Annotated in this window: 11 protein-coding genes and 1 tRNA gene; 5 read left to right on the top strand and 7 right to left on the bottom strand. The window is 39.6% G+C overall.

All coding sequences use genetic code 11. From position 1 onward, the window contains the following. The first annotated feature begins 71 nt into the window (after positions 1 to 71). A complete protein-coding gene (locus ABFX33_RS12680; RefSeq protein ID WP_346086326.1) occupies positions 72 to 434 on the top strand; it encodes a hypothetical protein in 363 nt (120 codons plus the stop codon). A gap of 729 nt (positions 435 to 1,163) precedes the next feature. Beyond that, positions 1,164 to 1,973 carry a polyphosphate kinase 2 gene (gene ppk2 / locus ABFX33_RS12675; protein WP_346086325.1) on the top strand — a complete coding sequence of 270 codons (810 nt, stop codon included), beginning with the start codon at positions 1,164 to 1,166 and terminating at the stop codon, positions 1,971 to 1,973. A 74-nt stretch (positions 1,974 to 2,047) separates the two neighbouring features. On the opposite strand, the gene pckA is transcribed toward ppk2, so the two are convergent. Further along, on the bottom strand, positions 2,048 to 3,664 hold the full coding sequence (gene pckA, locus ABFX33_RS12670) for a phosphoenolpyruvate carboxykinase (ATP) (RefSeq protein WP_346086324.1): 1,617 nt from the start codon (positions 3,662 to 3,664) through the stop codon (positions 2,048 to 2,050). Positions 3,665 to 3,909: 245 nt separating this feature from the next. Between pckA and ABFX33_RS12665 the strand changes: the two genes are divergently transcribed. Then, on the top strand, positions 3,910 to 4,746 hold the full coding sequence (locus tag ABFX33_RS12665) for an MBL fold metallo-hydrolase (protein ID WP_346086323.1): 837 nt from the start codon (positions 3,910 to 3,912) through the stop codon (positions 4,744 to 4,746). A gap of 109 nt (positions 4,747 to 4,855) precedes the next feature. Here the strand turns inward: ABFX33_RS12665 and ABFX33_RS12660 are convergent, their stop codons facing one another. The 4 genes from ABFX33_RS12660 to rpe form a co-directional block, all read right to left on the bottom strand. Continuing rightward, positions 4,856 to 5,728, bottom strand: a complete 873-nt coding sequence (locus ABFX33_RS12660) for a hypothetical protein (protein ID WP_346086322.1) — start codon at positions 5,726 to 5,728, stop codon at positions 4,856 to 4,858. A gap of 177 nt (positions 5,729 to 5,905) precedes the next feature. Next, positions 5,906 to 8,173 carry an aconitate hydratase gene (locus ABFX33_RS12655; RefSeq protein ID WP_346086321.1) on the bottom strand — a complete coding sequence of 756 codons (2,268 nt, stop codon included), beginning with the start codon at positions 8,171 to 8,173 and terminating at the stop codon, positions 5,906 to 5,908. A 51-nt stretch (positions 8,174 to 8,224) separates the two neighbouring features. Beyond that, complete coding sequence (locus ABFX33_RS12650; RefSeq protein WP_346086320.1) at positions 8,225 to 10,987, bottom strand: bifunctional aconitate hydratase 2/2-methylisocitrate dehydratase; 2,763 nt, start codon at positions 10,985 to 10,987, stop codon at positions 8,225 to 8,227. Between the two features lie 365 nt (positions 10,988 to 11,352). After that, entirely contained in the window at positions 11,353 to 12,033 is a 681-nt protein-coding gene (gene rpe / locus ABFX33_RS12645; RefSeq protein WP_257089937.1) for a ribulose-phosphate 3-epimerase, read from the bottom strand. 152 nt (positions 12,034 to 12,185) lie between these two features. Between rpe and ABFX33_RS12640 the strand changes: the two genes are divergently transcribed. Together ABFX33_RS12640 and ABFX33_RS12635 are read left to right on the top strand one after the other, a co-directional pair. Further along, positions 12,186 to 14,303 carry an HD family phosphohydrolase gene (locus tag ABFX33_RS12640; protein WP_346086319.1) on the top strand — a complete coding sequence of 706 codons (2,118 nt, stop codon included), beginning with the start codon at positions 12,186 to 12,188 and terminating at the stop codon, positions 14,301 to 14,303. A 127-nt stretch (positions 14,304 to 14,430) separates the two neighbouring features. Further along, positions 14,431 to 14,520, top strand: a tRNA-Ser gene (locus ABFX33_RS12635). A 65-nt stretch (positions 14,521 to 14,585) separates the two neighbouring features. On the opposite strand, the gene ABFX33_RS12630 is transcribed toward ABFX33_RS12635, so the two are convergent. Further along, on the bottom strand, positions 14,586 to 15,074 hold the full coding sequence (locus ABFX33_RS12630) for a YdcF family protein (protein ID WP_346086318.1): 489 nt from the start codon (positions 15,072 to 15,074) through the stop codon (positions 14,586 to 14,588). Between the two features lie 92 nt (positions 15,075 to 15,166). Then, positions 15,167 to 17,188 carry a hypothetical protein gene (locus tag ABFX33_RS12625; protein WP_346086317.1) on the bottom strand — a complete coding sequence of 674 codons (2,022 nt, stop codon included), beginning with the start codon at positions 17,186 to 17,188 and terminating at the stop codon, positions 15,167 to 15,169. Positions 17,189 to 17,377: the final 189 nt, after the last annotated feature.

Genomic DNA, 17,377 nt, shown 5'->3' with positions numbered 1-17,377 from the left:
GCAACCTGAATAAGTAAATATTAGGATAAATGAACTTTATTTTTTAATTTCTAATTATCAACGGTTAAATTATGAAATTATTAGCTGCGCTATTGACCTGCGCAATCTTACAGTCTTGCCAAATAAACAAGCTAGGCAAAAAAGATAAATACACATTGTATATCAATACAGTGGTCCCAGCACATAAATTCTTAAAGATTTCGACAGAGAACGCGAGCACATTTTCTATCGAGGCCGTCAATAAATCGAGCAATACCATAGCGTTAGCGACTGACACCAGTGAAATCATCATGAAAAAAGACATAGAATATTCCCTGAACATCGGGCATAAAGGAAGTGTGTCCATCAAAAACCCCTCCGGGCAGGAAGTTGGCATAAAGCTGAAAGTCTACAATCACTCTTCGAAAATTATCCAGCATACGGATAACCTATAAACGGATAATCTATAATAGGCACGACTTCCTATTTTTATTAGAGGCCATTTATTCTTCACTAAAAGACCATTCTGATTAATCAAAAAATAAAAAGCTCAGAGTGGGGAACCCTGAGCTTTCGTTAGCCATATATTAACCTATTTTATGAAAAGTATTTGAAATTAAAACGAAGCATATCTCAATTAATTATATGATTACCATTTCTTTAACATTTTTTAACATTTAAATAATAACTCTCCTATCCTTCCTATTTTTAGGAGAGCATACAAACCAAAGTCGTTCGTCGGAGGCTCAGGCGGGATATTCGAAAACAATATATGCCCCTCAGCCTTGGATAATTATGGGGACCTGCGAGTCGAAGACGTTTGCTGGAAAGCAAATTGAATACCTGAAAACGATTCAACAATACACGATCCTAACCTATGGTATATTCGTACCAGATTTAAGTTCAAGTCTTTCACCGGAGAGCTAATTGGATACCCGAAAAACTTTACTGCATAAAAACAAAAAAGCCCGAAGTTGAGAACTCCGGGCTAACCTAACCAATTATTAACCTAAATTTATGAAAAGTCCAATTCTTAATCAAAGCATCCTTTTGCATTGCTTTTCCTTATAACGTTGGCTTTTGGATCAATATTACATGTGTTGGTCTGATTTATTTCAATTTTGACATTTTTTAACAATTCAATAAGTAACTTTAGGTGAACGAACTTGAAAAAACCAATTAATATGGCAGAATACGATTTAAAAGAGCTTGAAAAAATCCGTCAAAACAAAGATGTTCTTGACTATTTAGAGCAACATGGGATTTTGGAAATCAAAAAATTTAACGATGTCTATGACTATGAAAAAGAGCTCTATGATCTACAGGTAACCTTGCTCAAATTACAATATGATATCATTGAAAAAGGGAAACGTGTTGTCATTATATTTGAAGGAAGAGATGCTGCTGGAAAGGGAGGTACAATTGGTCGGGTGACCGAGCATTTAAATCCCAAAAAGGTACGTGTTGTGGCATTACCTAAGCCAACTGTTGAGGAGAATGGTCAGTGGTACTTTCAACGCTATATCAAGCATCTACCCAATGCCGGTGAAATGGTCATTTTCGACCGTAGTTATTATAACCGTGCGGTGGTAGAGCCTGTATTTGATTTTTGTACAAAGGAGCAGCATGAATTATTTATGCAACAGGTACCGGAATTTGAAAAGCAATTGATTGATGATGGTATTATCCTAATCAAGCTGTTTCTGAGCATCAGTAAAGAAGAGCAGGCGGAACGCTTAAAGGAGCGACAAGAAGATATCCTAAAGCACTGGAAGGTTGGGGTTTTGGATCAACAGGCACAGGAAAAATGGGATGTTTATACGGGTTATATTGAAAAACTCTTTAAAACGACCGCCACCAAAAAGTCGCCTTGGTTTGAAATCGACAAAGACAATAAAAAGAAAGCTCGCTTAGCAGCTTTTCGGATAATTATCAATGCAATTGCCGGAAATGAACAGGAGAAATTGGATTCTTTTGTGAACAAACACAATTAAAATGCGTCTATAAAAAAGCCTTCAAAAAGACAATGTCTTTTTGAAGGCTTTGCACGCTAATTAATGCTATACTTTTAAACAAGTATTGTCGTTGCGATCCGAGGACCAGCCATCTGTACCGAAGCTGGCATTGAATGATCAAATTTTTCAAAATTTTCGATAAACAATTTTGCTAATCGTTTAGCTTGCATGTCATAGGCTTCGTTATTGTTCCATAATCCTCTAGCGTCTAGAATCTGTTCAGGAACAAATTCGCCACAGCTGGTCGGATAATCCAATCCAAAAATCTCATGCTTATTAAATTGAGCCTCCAATAGTGAGCCATCCATTGCAGCACGAATTAGAGCCCGTGTATAGTTCAGTTTAATACGACGTCCGATACCATAAGGACCGGCAATCCAACCTGTATTAACCAACCATACTTTGATCTTGGGATTTTGCTCCAGTTTAGCCCGCAGTAACGCAGCATACTTCGCTGGGTGTAGAGGTAAGAATGCTTGACCGAAACATGTTGAGAAGGCTGCAGTAGGTTCCTTCACCCCTACCTCGGTACCAGCTACTTTTGCCGTATAACCACTCACAAAATGATAGACTGCCTGATCTACTGTTAACAATGAAATCGGTGGCAATACACCAAAAGCATCTGCAGTCAGAAAGAAAATATTTTCAGGTGCATGACCTATTCCCGTCATCTCAGCGTTTTCCATGAAATCGATCGGATAGGAAACCCGCGTATTTTCGGTTTTACTGATATCGTCATAGTCTGGTCGATCAAACTCATCCAGAACAACATTCTCAAGCAAGGAACCAAAACGGATAGCATGGTAAATCTCAGGTTCCTTTTCTTCTGTAAGTCCTACGCATTTTGCATAACAACCACCTTCAAAGTTGAAAATCCCCTTCTCGCTCCAACCATGCTCGTCATCACCGATCAATTTCCTGTTTTTATCCGCAGATAATGTGGTCTTACCCGTTCCGGAAAGCCCGAAGAATAAGGCTGTTTTACCATCTTTGGACGTATTCGCCGAGCAGTGCATGGATAATACATTATGTTCATGCGGTAGAATAAAATTCAAAATGGAAAAGATACTTTTCTTGATTTCACCTGTATAACCCGTTCCCGCAATTAACACCATCTTTTTTGTAAAATCAATGGCTACAAAATTTTCGTTGCGAATACCGTAGTGTTGCGGATCCTCGATAAGTAATGTCGGCGCAGCGAGTATTGACCATTGCGGTTGACTATCGATATCACCCACAGATCTCAAAAACAGATTGTTGGCAAAAATACTCTGATAAGCTGTCTCTGTGATAACACGAATGGATAATTGATATGCTGGGTCAGCCCCTGCTGCACAATCCCGAACATAAATTGTTCTGTTACTCAAATGTGCAGCAACCTTTGAAAATAATGCATCAAAATTGGCCGAGGTCATCGGCTGATTGATTTCACCCCACCATACAGCATCCTTAGTTAAGGAATCCTCAACCAAAAACCGGTCTTTGGGGGATCTTCCAGTAAATTTCCCTGTATCAGCGGCTAATGCTCCAGTGTCAGACAGTCTTCCCTCTTGATTCGCTAAAGCATGTTCGACCAACTCTGAAACAGGTAATTGATAAAATACATTTCCTGTATAATCAATTTTCAAATATTTCAAATCAGGCGCGTTTCCAATGTTACCCTTTTTCATATTTTTTGTTTGTTTTAAAATGTGCCCAAAGTTAAAGGCAAATTTCGCTAAAAACAAAACTTAATTATCTAAAAATCAGGCTTATTGTATAAAAAACACAAAACCAACAAGCTAACTATCAGTTACTTATAAAGGTAAAATAAATTAAACTTTTTAGCATATTTTTTTAGCACAATCCGTTCGTGTACCGTCCATATAATTTATATTTTTCGTAAATTGTTCCAAGCTTTACAAATATTAATAAGATGAAATTACATGCGATAGAAACAGGCTTCTTTAAATTGGATGGCGGTGCCATGTTTGGAGTGGTTCCCAAAAGTATCTGGAATAAAACAAATCCGGCTGATTCCAACAATATGTGCACATGGGGCAATCGTTTACTCCTCATTGAGGAAGGCAACAGATTACTGCTGGTGGACACAGGGCTTGGCGATAAACAAAACGAAAAATTCTTCAGTTATTACTATTTACACGGTGATGCTACCTTAGACAAATCTCTTAAAAATATTGGTTTTGACAGAAACGACATTACGGATGTTATCCTGACACATTTGCATTTTGACCATTGTGGTGGTGCGATTATCCGCGAAGGGGAAAAATTATCTCCTGCTTTTAAAAATGCAGATTTTTGGAGCAATAGTGACCATTGGGCCTGGGCTACAGCCCCCAATCCGAGAGAGAAAGCATCATTTCTAAAAGAGAATATCCTTCCTATTCAAGAAAGCGGCCGATTGAAATTCGTTGAAGATAGTGAAGATCCCTTTGGTAAGGAGATCAGCATCCGCTATGCCAACGGCCATACCGAAGCGATGATGTTACCACAGATTCAATATAAGGGAAAGACGGTGCTTTATATGGCAGATCTCTTGCCTTCTGTTGGTCATATCCCCATCCCCTATGTCATGGGCTATGATGTGAGGCCACTAGTCACGATGGAAGAACGTAATAGCTATTGGAATGAAATCGTCGAAAATGAATATATTCTCTTCTTTGAGCATGATCCGATTAATGAATGCTGTACCTTGCAACATACGGAGAAAGGAATCCGGGTAAAGGATATCTTTAAATTAAGTGATATTTAGGAAAACCTCGATTCGCTTATGAAATGATCTTGTTTCCCGATGGAAATATCATAAGAAAGGGGCTGTTTTTTGGACAGCCCCTTTCCTATGATAGTATAAATTGAAATCGTTAGAATCTAAAGCCCAAGGCCCAATAGTTTTCAAAAAACCAGATTTGCTGTGTTGCTTTGTCAACACCTCTTCTACCGGTTGTGCGAATATTGTACAAATCTGTCCAACCTGTTTTAAAGTTTCCTTGTAAATAAAGTCCTTTATAAAAACGGTAGTGTAAACCAACTTTTGCCGAAGCACCATATCCGGCGATATTCCAGAAGTGGTTACCGCCTTCACCAAAAAGATGTACATCCGAACGCGGAATCAAAAGTCCTACGTCTACGCCAGACTCCATGGTGAGTACCTGTTGACCTTTACGGTTGTTGATAATATCATCGTATCGCTCCAACCCTACTGAGGCAAAGTTGTAGCCATCCGTATGTTCAAAAGTCAACATTGCAGAATCCACCGTGATCTTTTCGCCATTATATTGTCCCGCACGATTTCCGGTCGGTATGCCAGGTTTTGAGATTTCGTCACCAATATAACCTGTAATCTTAACCTGTTGTGGAATATCCACAACATATTTCATATGATCCCAGCCTAAGGAAATAGAGTAATTGTCCTTGATATAGTAACCGAAATGCAGATTAAATTGTGGAATAGTCAAACGCCCTGGATCAAAATAGGTCGATCCAAATTTCGTCGGGCGATCACCCGCTTTTACATCATGGAGGATGAAATCATAATTTGGACCTGTAAAATGTATATCAGATTTTGCGTAAGAAGAAAAGTTATACCCCCAAAAAAAGAAAAACTTCCCTTTATTACTTTCTGTCCTTAAATTCCTTGGTTTAAAAATGCTTTTTCCTATTTCTGGATTTTCCTGTGCAAATAAACTCGAAACACTTAATGCAAGTGCTCCAATCGTCAAAAATATTTTTCTCATATCGGCGCTAAAAACGTTGGGCAAAAGTACCCTCATTCTATTTTATAACCAAATAAATTATATGGAAATTAGGAAAATATGACGAAGATCACAGAAATGTTTCATCGCTTGAACTTGCATAAAAAAAGCTGCTTTCGGATGAAAGCAGCTTTTTAACTAAATTTTTATGGAATCAATTTATTTCGCTTGATTCTTACGGATGATATTCAAAGCACCACCGGCTTTAAACCATTCGATCTGTTGTGCATTGTAGGTGTGGTTTGCCAAGATTTCCTCTTGCGTTCCATCTGCATGGTGCAAGACAAGAGTCAATGGTTTGCCAGGAGCAAACTCCGTCAAGCCAAGGATATCAATTGTATCATTTTCTTGAATTTTGTTATAGTCATCCTTGTTCGCAAAAGTTAAGCCCAACATACCTTGTTTTTTCAGGTTTGTCTCGTGGATACGGGCAAAAGATTTAACCAATACTGCGCGGACACCCAAATGACGAGGTTCCATCGCAGCATGCTCACGCGAAGACCCTTCACCATAGTTCTCATCCCCTACCACAATTGATCCGATGTTATGTGCTTTATAGTCACGTTGCGTTGCCGGAACAGGACCATATTCACCTGTCAATTGATTCTTCACATTATCGGTTTTCTCGTTGAAGAAATTAACCGCACCGATCAGCATATTATTGGAAATATTATCTAAGTGACCACGGTATTTCAACCAAGGACCAGCCATAGAAATATGATCCGTCGTACATTTACCTTTTGCTTTGATCAATAATTTCAAACCTTTTAAGTCTGTACCTTCCCAAGCTGCAAAAGGTTCCAACAATTGGAGACGGTCTGATGTCGGCGCTACGTCAACAACAACAGCACTTCCATCCGCTGCAGGGGCTTGATATCCCGGATCATCAACAGCAAATCCTTTTGTTGGTAATTCATCTCCCACAGGAGGATCCAACTTCACCTGCTCACCTTTATTGTTCGTTAATGTATCCGTAACAGGATTAAAGCCCAAATCACCGGAAATTGCAATTGCAGCAACCAATTCTGGAGAAGCAACAAATGCGTAAGTATTTGGATTCCCATCTGCGCGTTTTGCAAAGTTACGGTTGAACGAGTGAACAATAGTGTTTTTCTCTTGCTTGTCCGCACCCACACGATCCCACATACCGATACATGGACCACAAGCGTTTGTGAATATCGTTGCATTAAGATCTTCGAATGTTTTTAATAAACCATCGCGATCTGCAGTAAAACGAACCTGCTCAGAGCCTGGGTTGATACCAAATTCAGCTTTGGTGATCAATCCTTTGTCAACAGCTTGTTTGGCAATAGAAGCGGCGCGCGACAAATCCTCATACGAAGAGTTTGTACAGGATCCGATCAATCCCCACTCCACTTTCAATGGCCAGCCATTTTTATCAGCCTCTTCGCGCATGCGTGACACTGGCGTATATAAATCTGGCGTGAATGGGCCATTTAACGAAGGTTCTAGTTCCGAAAGATTGATTTCAATCAATTGATCAAAATATTGCTCCGGATTAGCATAAACTTCAGCATCGGCGGTCAAGTGTTGTTTGATGGCATTGGCAGCATCCGCAACTTCAGCACGACCTGTCGCACGAAGGTAACGCTCCATGGAGTCATCGTAACCAAATGTTGAAGTCGTGGCACCAATTTCGGCGCCCATATTACAGATTGTCCCTTTACCTGTACAAGATAAAGACTCTGCACCATCGCCAAAATATTCAACGATAGCGCCAGTTCCCCCTTTTACAGTTAAAATACCAGCAACTTTTAGGATCACGTCTTTTGCAGCAGCCCAACCACTCAATTTACCGGTTAATTTAACACCGATCAATTTTGGAAATTTTAGCTCCCAAGGTAAACCTGCCATCACATCACAGGCATCAGCTCCACCCACACCGATGGCAACCATACCTAGACCGCCAGCATTTACAGTATGTGAATCCGTACCGATCATCATACCACCCGGGAAAGCATAGTTTTCCAATACAACTTGGTGGATAATACCTGCACCTGGTTTCCAGAAACCTATACCATATTTATTTGAAACAGAGCTCAAGAAGTTAAATACTTCCGAACTTTCGTTTTTAGCACGAGCTAAATCTTTATCTGCACCTTCTTTCGCCTGGATCAAGTGATCACAGTGAACGGTAGAAGGAACTGCTACCTTTGGACGTCCAGCCTGCATAAATTGCAATAAAGCCATTTGTGCAGTTGCGTCTTGCATCGCGACACGATCAGGGGCAAAATCAACGTATGAAACGCCACGTTTGTAATCTTCTGTCGCAGTACCATCCCAAAGGTGGGCATATAAAATTTTCTCAGATAAAGTCAAAGGTTTGTTCACCACCTGACGAGCCGCAGCAATGCGCTCATCATAACGGCTGTACACCTTTTTAATCATATCTACATCAAAAGCCATATCTCTCTTATTTATGTTATTTAATTAAGTTACTGAAATCCTGATAGCTTTTTACTTTGTCGGAATGGGTGCAAATTTAGTTAAGTTAATACCCTCGACAGCAGCTTTGTATTCTTCAATATTAGGAATACGTCCTAAAATAGCTGAAAGTACAACAACAGGTGTAGATGCTAATAGGGATTCTCCTTTTTTACCATCTCTATCCTCAACGACACGGCCTTGAAACAAACGTGTTGAAGTAGCCATCACCGTATCACCTTTAGCAGCTTTCTCTTGGTTACCCATACACAAGTTACAACCAGGACGCTCTAGGTACATAATATTTTCGTATTCCGTACGGGCCGTGCTTTTTGGCAATGCATCACTGAACTCAAATCCAGAGTATTTTTGCAAGAATTCCCAATCGCCTTCAGCCTTCAACTCATCAATGATATTATAAGTCGGAGCCGCAACAACCAATGGTGCCTCAAAAGTAACAACACCTTTTTGCTGTTCGATATTCCGCAACATTTTCGAAACGATTTTCAAATCGTCCTTATGCACCATACATGAACCTACGAAACCTAGATCTACTTTTTTGTTTCCACCATAGTAAGAAAGATCACGAATGGTGTCGTGTGTATAACGCTTAGAAACGTCTGCGTTATTTACATCTGGATCCGCAATCATGGGTTCTTCGATAAGATCCAAGTCAACGACAACCTCAGCATAGTATTTCGCATTGTTATCTGGTGTCAACGCTGGTTTAGCGCCAGATCTGATTTCTTCGATACGCTTGTTCGCTTTATCGATCAAACCTTGCAAAACGTTGTTTTTATTTTCCATACCCTTATCAATCATGATTTGGATACGGTTTTTAGCAATTTCTAACGATTCAATTAATGTATCATCCTGTGAAATACAGATGGATGCTTTTGCTTTCATCTCCGCTGTCCAGTCCGTAAAAGTAAAGGCCTGATCGGCAAGTAATGTACCGATATGAACCTCAATGATTCTACCTTGGAAAACGTTTTCTCCAGCGAATTGTTGCAACATCTGTGCTTGTGTAGCATGTACAACATCACGGAAATCCATGTGTTCCTTCATGCTACCTTTGAACGTAACTTTTACAGATTCAGGAATCGGCATCGAAGCCTCACCTGTAGCCAATGCCAATGCAACAGTACCCGAGTCAGCTCCAAAAGCAACACCTTTAGACATACGTGTATGGGAGTCACCTCCAATGATGATTGCCCATTCATCAATCGTAATATCATTTAATACTTTGTGGATCACATCTGTCATGGAGTGATAAACTCCTTTTGGATCGCGTGCTGTAATCAAACCAAAATCGTTCATAAATTTCATCAATTTTGGAATGTTCGCTTGCGCTTTCTTATCCCAAACAGATGCCGTATGACAACCTGATTGATAAGCACCGTCAACCGTAGGAGCAATTACTGTAGCAGCCATTGCTTCCAACTCCTGTGCAGTCATTAAACCTGTCGTATCTTGAGAACCGACAATATTCACTTTCACGCGAACATCAGAACCAGCATGCAATACTTTACCTGGTGTTACACCTACTGCGTTTTTGTTGAAGATTTTTTCTACAGCAGTTAAACCTTGACCTTCAATGGTGATTTCTTTCGAAGGAGCAAATACTGTAGCTGCTTGTATACCTAGCGTTTGCGCTGCGAAAGTTTGGATTTTTTTACCAAATACGATAGCATAAGAACCACCCGCTTTGATAAATTCCATTTTTTGTGGTGTCAATGCCTTTGAAATATCAATTAGCTCCTGCTCACCATTATATAATTTTTTTGTTTTTGTATTGATCGTTAAAACAGTACCTGTAGCAACAGAATAAACCTCCTCTAAAACAGGCTCATTTTTGTCATTGCGAACTACATTTCCGTTTTCATCAACTTTCTTCACCCAGTTTTTAAGATCGATACCAATACCACCTGTCACATCCACTGTTGTCAAGAAAATTGGCGAAATGCCATTCGTACCACCTACAATTGGGGCGATGTTTACAAAAGGAACATAAGGGCTAGCTTGTTTACCAGTCCATAGAGCCACATTATTCACACCGGACATCCGTGAGGATCCCACACCCATTGTTCCTCTTTCGGCGATCAACATCACACTTTTACCTGGATGCTGCGCCTGTAGATCCTGGATTTGTTGTTGTGCTTCCGGCGTAATCATACATTTACCGTGCAATTCACGATCAGAACGCGAGTGTGCCTGGTTACCCGGAGATAGTAAATCTGTAGAGATATCACCTTCACCTGCGATAAAAGTAACCACCTGAATTTCTTCCGTTACTTCAGGAAGTTTCGTGAAAAATTCAGCTTTCGCGTAGCTTTCCAAGATATCTTTTGCGATAGCATTGCCTTGTTCAAAAGCGTCCTTCAAGCGAGCAGTATCTGCATCATATAAGAAAACCTGTGTTTTAAGTACTTCCGCAGCTTGACTTGCGATCGCAGCATCAGCACCTAAAGCAAGATCCAATAATACGTTGATAGAAGGGCCTCCCTTCATATGAGACAATAGCTCAAAAGCAAAATCAGGTGTGATCTCAGCAACAACTGATTCACCCAGAATAATTTCTTTTAAGAACTGCGCTTTAACACCGGCTGCAGGGGTTGTGCCCGGCAAGGTATTATAGATAAACAATCTTAAAGATTCTGCTCTATTTTCATTATTTAAATCTTTAATCTGAGCAATTACTTCACTTAGTAATTCTGCTCCGTCAATAGGCTTAGGATGTAATCCTTGGCCTTCTCGTTCTACAACCTCTTGTACGTAATCGTTGTAAATACTCATAGATATCAATCTTTCTATTTTAAGGGTAGTTTAGCAGATATACTCCTATCTTCCTACACTACCGTGTCTGTAATATAATTAAGCGAATATATAACCTGTGTAGCCTTCCTACATTTAAATTATAAATTGCCCGTTCAGTTCGCATTTTTAAGTTGACTCATTTACCGTAAATCAACTATATTGACTAAATACAAAAATAGTGAAAATCCAACTTTAAACGCATGCATTCCATTTATTTAAATCAATTTGGAATTGTTCTAAACAGAACTTATGCAATCCAGCCATTTTTTTTGAAACTATTTTTTTCGTGTTATCCATCTAAAAAAAAGAGGCGATTTATTTTACTAAATCACCTCTTCTTATCTTTATATATTTTCTATATTTATATCGATATCTTTCAGCGATTTAATGGTATCCAAAGGCGCCGCAGCATTGAATACAAAAGAACCTGCAACCAATACATCTGCACCAGCTTTTAATAGTTGAGCGGCGTTAGCAGTGGTAACTCCTCCATCAATTTCAATCAGCAAACCATCGTTGACACCTTTAGCCATTCCACGGAGTTCCTGTACTTTGGCATACGTATTTGTAATAAACTTCTGTCCACCGAACCCAGGATTGACAGACATCAGGCACACAAGATCTAGATCGGCCAAAACATCTTTCAAAAGTGCTACAGGTGTATGTGGGTTCAATGCAACACCAGCTTTACAGCCTAACTCTTTGATTGCCGCCAATGTACGGTGCAGATGCGTACAAGCCTCATAATGTACGGTAATTATTTCTGCTCCTGAATCCTTACATACCTGTAAATAACGATCAGGATCAACAATCATCAAATGTACATCCAATGGTTTGGTGGCATGTTTCGCAATAGCTTGCATAACCGGAAATCCAAACGAGATATTCGGCACAAAAACGCCGTCCATAATATCGATATGAAACCAATCAGCCTCACTATTGTTTACCATGATGATATCATCGTATAGTTTTGCGAAGTCTGCAGCAAGAACGGATGGTGCAATTAGATGTGATTTTGTTGACATGTTGTGTTTTTTTTGCAAAGATAACAAGTATTTTCCGTTCAACACAGCATTCACTACATTTAACATGATTCAAATCGCATTCGGCAGAATCCACAAAAAAATAAATTATAACTACATTTGTATATTAACTTTATATAAAAACATCGTTCACTGTGGGAAGATTAAAAATAAAATATAAAAGAGAATTAAACACGACCGAAAATCTCATCCGAAAAATTGGACTAATATTGATCACCATCGTTCTGATCTGTATTTTTCTTCCCAAACAACCGCGATTCCGTTATGAATTCCAGAAAGGGAAAGTATGGAACCATGAAAATTTAATATCCCCTTACAATTTTGCGATCCTGAAGACGCAGGAGGAGCTCAATGCGGACAAAAAAGGCATATTGAATACGATCCAGCCAATTTATAACGCCAATACAACAACAAGCAAAGAACAGATTGATCAGTTCAATACGGATCTGTCCGAAAAATGGCAAAGTAGCAAACTCGACACGACACATGAAAATATAAACGATTACCGCAGTGCCGGAAATGCGATATTAAACCATCTCTATGGAAAAGGGATACTCTCGTTGAATAATCGGTTTCAAAACCGCAACAACGAAAAATCTCCGGCTTCAAAACATTACAATTTTACCTTAATACAAGATAAAGTTGCCTCGCAAAAAAACACAGCGGATTGCTATACGATCGAAAGCTCCTATGGCTATATGGACGAATTAATGCCTAAGCTGACCAAAATAAAACAAAAAGGCTGGTTAGAGGAAACATTAAAAAACTATATCACGATTAATTATATTTATAACGACCAGCAGACCGAAGCCTTGGAACAAAATGCCATCGCCAATATATCCGCTACCCGGGGGGTTGTCCAAAAAGGTGAACTGATCGCTGAAAAAGAAAAGATTATATCCAATGAGACTTACCAAAAGCTAGAATCGCTACGCAAGGTATATGAAGACGAAGGGAAAATAAGTGGAAATCAAAACTATGTAACCCTAGGGCAATTTCTCATTATATCCCTTGCTCTTTCCATACTCATGGTATTTCTGTTTCTTTTCCGTAAAGACATCTATTTCAACAACAGGTTATTGATGATTATTATGATCGTCATCATCGGTATGCTTGCTGTGCTTTCCTGGGCTATCAAGATCAAAATACCAAACCTATACTATATTCCATTTTGTGCGGTCCCCATTATCATTCGTATCCTATTCGACACCAGAGTCGCATTGAACATCCATCTATTGATGGTCCTATTGGCGGGGCTATTTGTACCAAACAGTTTTGAGTTTGTCTTTTTACAATTTATGGCGGGCATCGTCGCGATATACAGCATCAAGACATTGGTCAAACGGGAACAGTTGTTCGTTTCATCAGCGATCATCCTGGGGACATACTGGATCGCTTACATTGGATTAGTGGTCACAAGAAATGGCTCTATTGATACCATTTACTGGACAGACCTCCTTCCTTTCCTGGTAAGTGTTATGATCACGCTGCTCGCCTATCCAATGATCTATGCCTTCGAGAAACTCTTTGGCATTGTTTCCGATTTAACTTTGATGGAACTTACCAATAGTAACTCCAAATTATTGCGGGAACTTTCTTTTAAAGCTCCAGGCACTTTTCAGCACTCCCTACAGGTAGCCAACCTGGCGGAAGCCGCAATTTATAAAATCGGGGGTAATCCCTTATTGGTCCGTGCTGGTGCCTTGTACCATGACATCGGTAAATTGACCAATCCGCAATTTTTCATTGAGAATCAAAAAACAGAGAAAAATCCGCATGATGAACTCTCTCCCGAGCAAAGTGCACAGATCATCATCTCCCATGTCATCAAAGGTGTTGATGTCGCCAAGAAACATCAGCTTCCCGAGGTTATCCTTGACTTTATCCGAACACACCACGGTACCACACGTGTAGACTATTTTTACAATTTATTTGTTAAAAATAATCCAGACAAACTCGTGGACGAATCTTTATTTACCTACCCCGGCCCCATCCCTTTCTCTAAAGAAACGGCAGTACTGATGATGGCCGACTCAGTTGAAGCAGCATCCAGAGCTTTAAAAGAACCCTCGGAGGAGTCTATCAATAATCTGGTTGATAAAATAATTGAACACAAATTGATGCGCGGACAGTTCAACAATAGTAATATCACATTGAAAGATATCACCGAATCGGCCGTTATTTTCAAGGCTATGCTCAAAAGTATCTACCATGTTCGGGTGGATTATGATTTGAGTAAAAAAACAATGTAATTTTAATTGCTAAACAACAAATTGAAATTCAAATGCTTATTGTAACGTTACGTTTTTTTTGCATTTTTTTTGATATTTAGGCTTTGCAGATTCAAATAATTGCCTTATGTTTGCAATGTCAAAACACGGAAGGGTGCCTGAGTGGCCGAAAGGAACAGTTTGCTAAACTGTCGTACTGGAAACGGTACCGCGGGTTCGAATCCCGCCTCTTCCGCCAAGACTACAAAAAGCTCAACTAATGTTGAGCTTTTTTTGTTTCTGCTGTAAGAAGCAAATGATCTGCTAAACCTCCTCTTCCTTTAACCTTTTTACAGCACATGATTCATGTTCAATCAGCGGTACTAGTTCAGCTTTCGATAAGGATGAGATGGCAGGGATAAATACAACTTTAGGATAAGCGATATATCGTTTGTAAAGAATTTGAGCCCTTTCAATATGAAAGTCAGACGTTATTATAATTAAGATGTCCGGGTTTTCCTCTACAATCAATTTCTTCGATAATTGAAAATCCGTTATGGTATTGGTCGAGGGGACACCTGTGGCGATAGCATGATCCGGAATCCCTTTTTCGATAAGGAATTTTTGTGCATAAAAATAATGTGGTTTTTCCGTGGGATTAAAATGCGCTCCAAAACCTCCGGTGCATACAATCCGAAAACTACCATTTGCCTGATATAAATTGTAGGCACAATTCAGCCTGTCCTGAGCGATCTGAGATAGATTGCCCCTAGCATCATTTGGAGCACCAAGCACTATAATTATATTATTCATACCAGTAATCTACAGAAATTACTAAATTTTTGCAATGCCTTACCAAATCTGACATCGCCTGTGCAGTGGGAGTACCCAAAGACTTAACAACTTTATTCTTTAGATTTAGGTGGAAAAAAGAACGACTTGGGATTCATCTTAAAATAAATCCATACCGCTTTCGCCATTTTCGTCAGCTCTTTAGAAGACAGGTTTCTCGAACGGAATGCGAGTACCAACGACAGTCCAAAGCTCACCAAAAAATTAAAAAGTCCGATAATTCCTATACCCAGAATTCCCCATATCCAGATATCTGTGGATAATTCCATCTGATGCCCAAAAAGACCAAGCGCCAAATTACCGCTTGCAAAAGTGATATGCCGAATATCCAAATTTAAACCGAGAAACATGCCTATGGAAGCTGTTGACCCCATAAAAACACCAAACCAAAGATTTGATACAATTCCGGCCCATTTCTTTTCATAAAAGGCGGCGATCTTATCGGTCTTTGTTTTTCCGAACAACTTCTTCAACCAGGGATGCTCCTGAATCCTATAGTAAACCGAATTATGTTTATCGCGATTTGAAATACTGCCGGCGATAATCCCCGACAGAAATAGAAATACGCCGGCAATGGAAGCATGCAAGATGACAGGTGTTTTGGCGGGATTTAAATCATCGACCAAATGCAACCATTTGGCACTTGCAATATTCACACCTGTGAGTTGCTGTATCCCCCATACGAACAGCAGGCTGACGGGAAATGCCATAATCACGTTCCCTACAAAAGCGATAAACTGCGAGCGAAATAAACGCGCGAAATATTGCGCAAATATCCAATACCGGTGCCTGTCGACACCTTGATCTGCCGCCCCCTGTTCGATAGCGCTCACCAGCGATGAGGCCGTCATCGCCGGTTGCTTGGTCGCTAAGGTAGCGCCAAAAAGATAAATAACCGTGAAGCCAATCGCATAATTCAGGCTATACAAAAATGCATGTCCGAATTCACTCGTACCGACTTTTCCCAACAGTAATTTCACAATACACATCCCACCAACAATTACGCCCCCTCCACAGGCAGAGCGAAACATCTTCCAATATTCCTGGTTGGTTGAGGTAATATAATGTTCACCTGTCTGTGCGGTATGATGCGTAATTTCGTAAGCCAACAATTGAGTACTCTGCCCTATTAATTTACGTATATTGCTTTTTCTCGAATTATAACCAATAACCGTTTTCGCCAGATGAATCGTCTTCTCTACTTTTTGGGATTCCATATCAATCACCAAAAAAGAGATCATCTCTTTGATACGCTCAAGTTGCTGACGGATCCGCAATAAGGACTGATTCACCTTAATAGAAATACCAAAACGGTGCGAATTACCAAATGCGGTTTCTATATAGGCCTCACATTGTCGATGAAGCACGAGTAACTGTTTATACGAAAGATCTTCTGAGCTGATGTATTTCCTCTCCGATTGCAAAATACGGTCATTTAACTCCGTAAACTCTCGCATAATTGCGATAAAGGGGCTATCGAAATTCTGAAACTCGGGCACCATTTTATTGACGTCAGTTTCCATTGCCCGGCCAGTAATACGTTGTACCAACAGCTCGATCCCATACAAGATCTCAATCATTTCAAAACCCGTTTGATCATCATAAATGGAATTAAACTCACATAGCCGAAATAGTTCATACAATTGCTCGGCTGAAATAGTGGATATCCAATCCGCATCTTTGGGGGAGTAAAATACCTGATTCAGCAAATATTGTAAGGTTGATTTTGCTGGTTGATAGGGTAAATAACGTTCTGTTATCCGCTTCCTGAGCTCATAGATAAAATCTGCATAACTGATAATGCCCGTATCAGACACCAGTTGATCAAGATCTCTTTGCCTGAGAACCCGTTTAAGGTAGTAAATAAATTGATTCCTGCAATCCGCTGACTCCTGTAGAAAATCAAGAAAAAACTGGATATCAACCTGATAGAATAACTGAACTTTTTTTGGTCGAATTATCGCGACAATTAAAACCAAAAGTTCAATTTCTACATATTCGGGATTATCTAATTGATTCCTATAACGATCAAATAGCGCACTTACTTGCTGTTTTTGACCTTTTTTTTCTTTCATAAATTCCTATTATTCGTCTAAAATAGCATTTATTAGCTGTATAAACTTTCACGTCTTAAGATACCACATTTAAGACAAAATTGTTTTGAAAATCATAAAATCTATTTCCGCTGACCTGTTATCTTACAAGGCTTGCGATGCGTTATATCACTGGCAAGAAAATACCTGAAACCAGTGATAAGCATGCCC

The organism is Sphingobacterium ginsenosidimutans, assembly GCF_039536865.1.
In the GTDB taxonomy this organism is placed as follows: Bacteria; Bacteroidota; Bacteroidia; order Sphingobacteriales; family Sphingobacteriaceae; genus Sphingobacterium; species Sphingobacterium detergens.
The sequence above is the reverse complement of the archived record's forward strand: the minus strand, read 5'-3'. Positions and strand labels throughout refer to the sequence as shown.

Excerpts from the sequence above, each read along its gene's own strand:
- ppk2 (WP_346086325.1), top strand. The coding sequence starts at position 1,164 with ATGGCAGAATACGATTTAAAAGAGCTTGAAAAAATCCGTCAAAACAAA.
- pckA (WP_346086324.1), bottom strand. The coding sequence starts at position 3,664 with ATGAAAAAGGGTAACATTGGAAACGCGCCTGATTTGAAATATTTGAAA.
- ABFX33_RS12625 (WP_346086317.1), bottom strand. The coding sequence starts at position 17,188 with ATGAAAGAAAAAAAAGGTCAAAAACAGCAAGTAAGTGCGCTATTTGAT.
- ABFX33_RS12630 (WP_346086318.1), bottom strand. The coding sequence starts at position 15,074 with ATGAATAATATAATTATAGTGCTTGGTGCTCCAAATGATGCTAGGGGC.
- ABFX33_RS12680 (WP_346086326.1), top strand. The coding sequence starts at position 72 with ATGAAATTATTAGCTGCGCTATTGACCTGCGCAATCTTACAGTCTTGC.
- ABFX33_RS12665 (WP_346086323.1), top strand. The coding sequence starts at position 3,910 with ATGAAATTACATGCGATAGAAACAGGCTTCTTTAAATTGGATGGCGGT.
- ABFX33_RS12655 (WP_346086321.1), bottom strand. The coding sequence starts at position 8,173 with ATGGCTTTTGATGTAGATATGATTAAAAAGGTGTACAGCCGTTATGAT.
- rpe (WP_257089937.1), bottom strand. The coding sequence starts at position 12,033 with ATGTCAACAAAATCACATCTAATTGCACCATCCGTTCTTGCTGCAGAC.
- ABFX33_RS12650 (WP_346086320.1), bottom strand. The coding sequence starts at position 10,987 with ATGAGTATTTACAACGATTACGTACAAGAGGTTGTAGAACGAGAAGGC.
- ABFX33_RS12660 (WP_346086322.1), bottom strand. The coding sequence starts at position 5,728 with ATGAGAAAAATATTTTTGACGATTGGAGCACTTGCATTAAGTGTTTCG.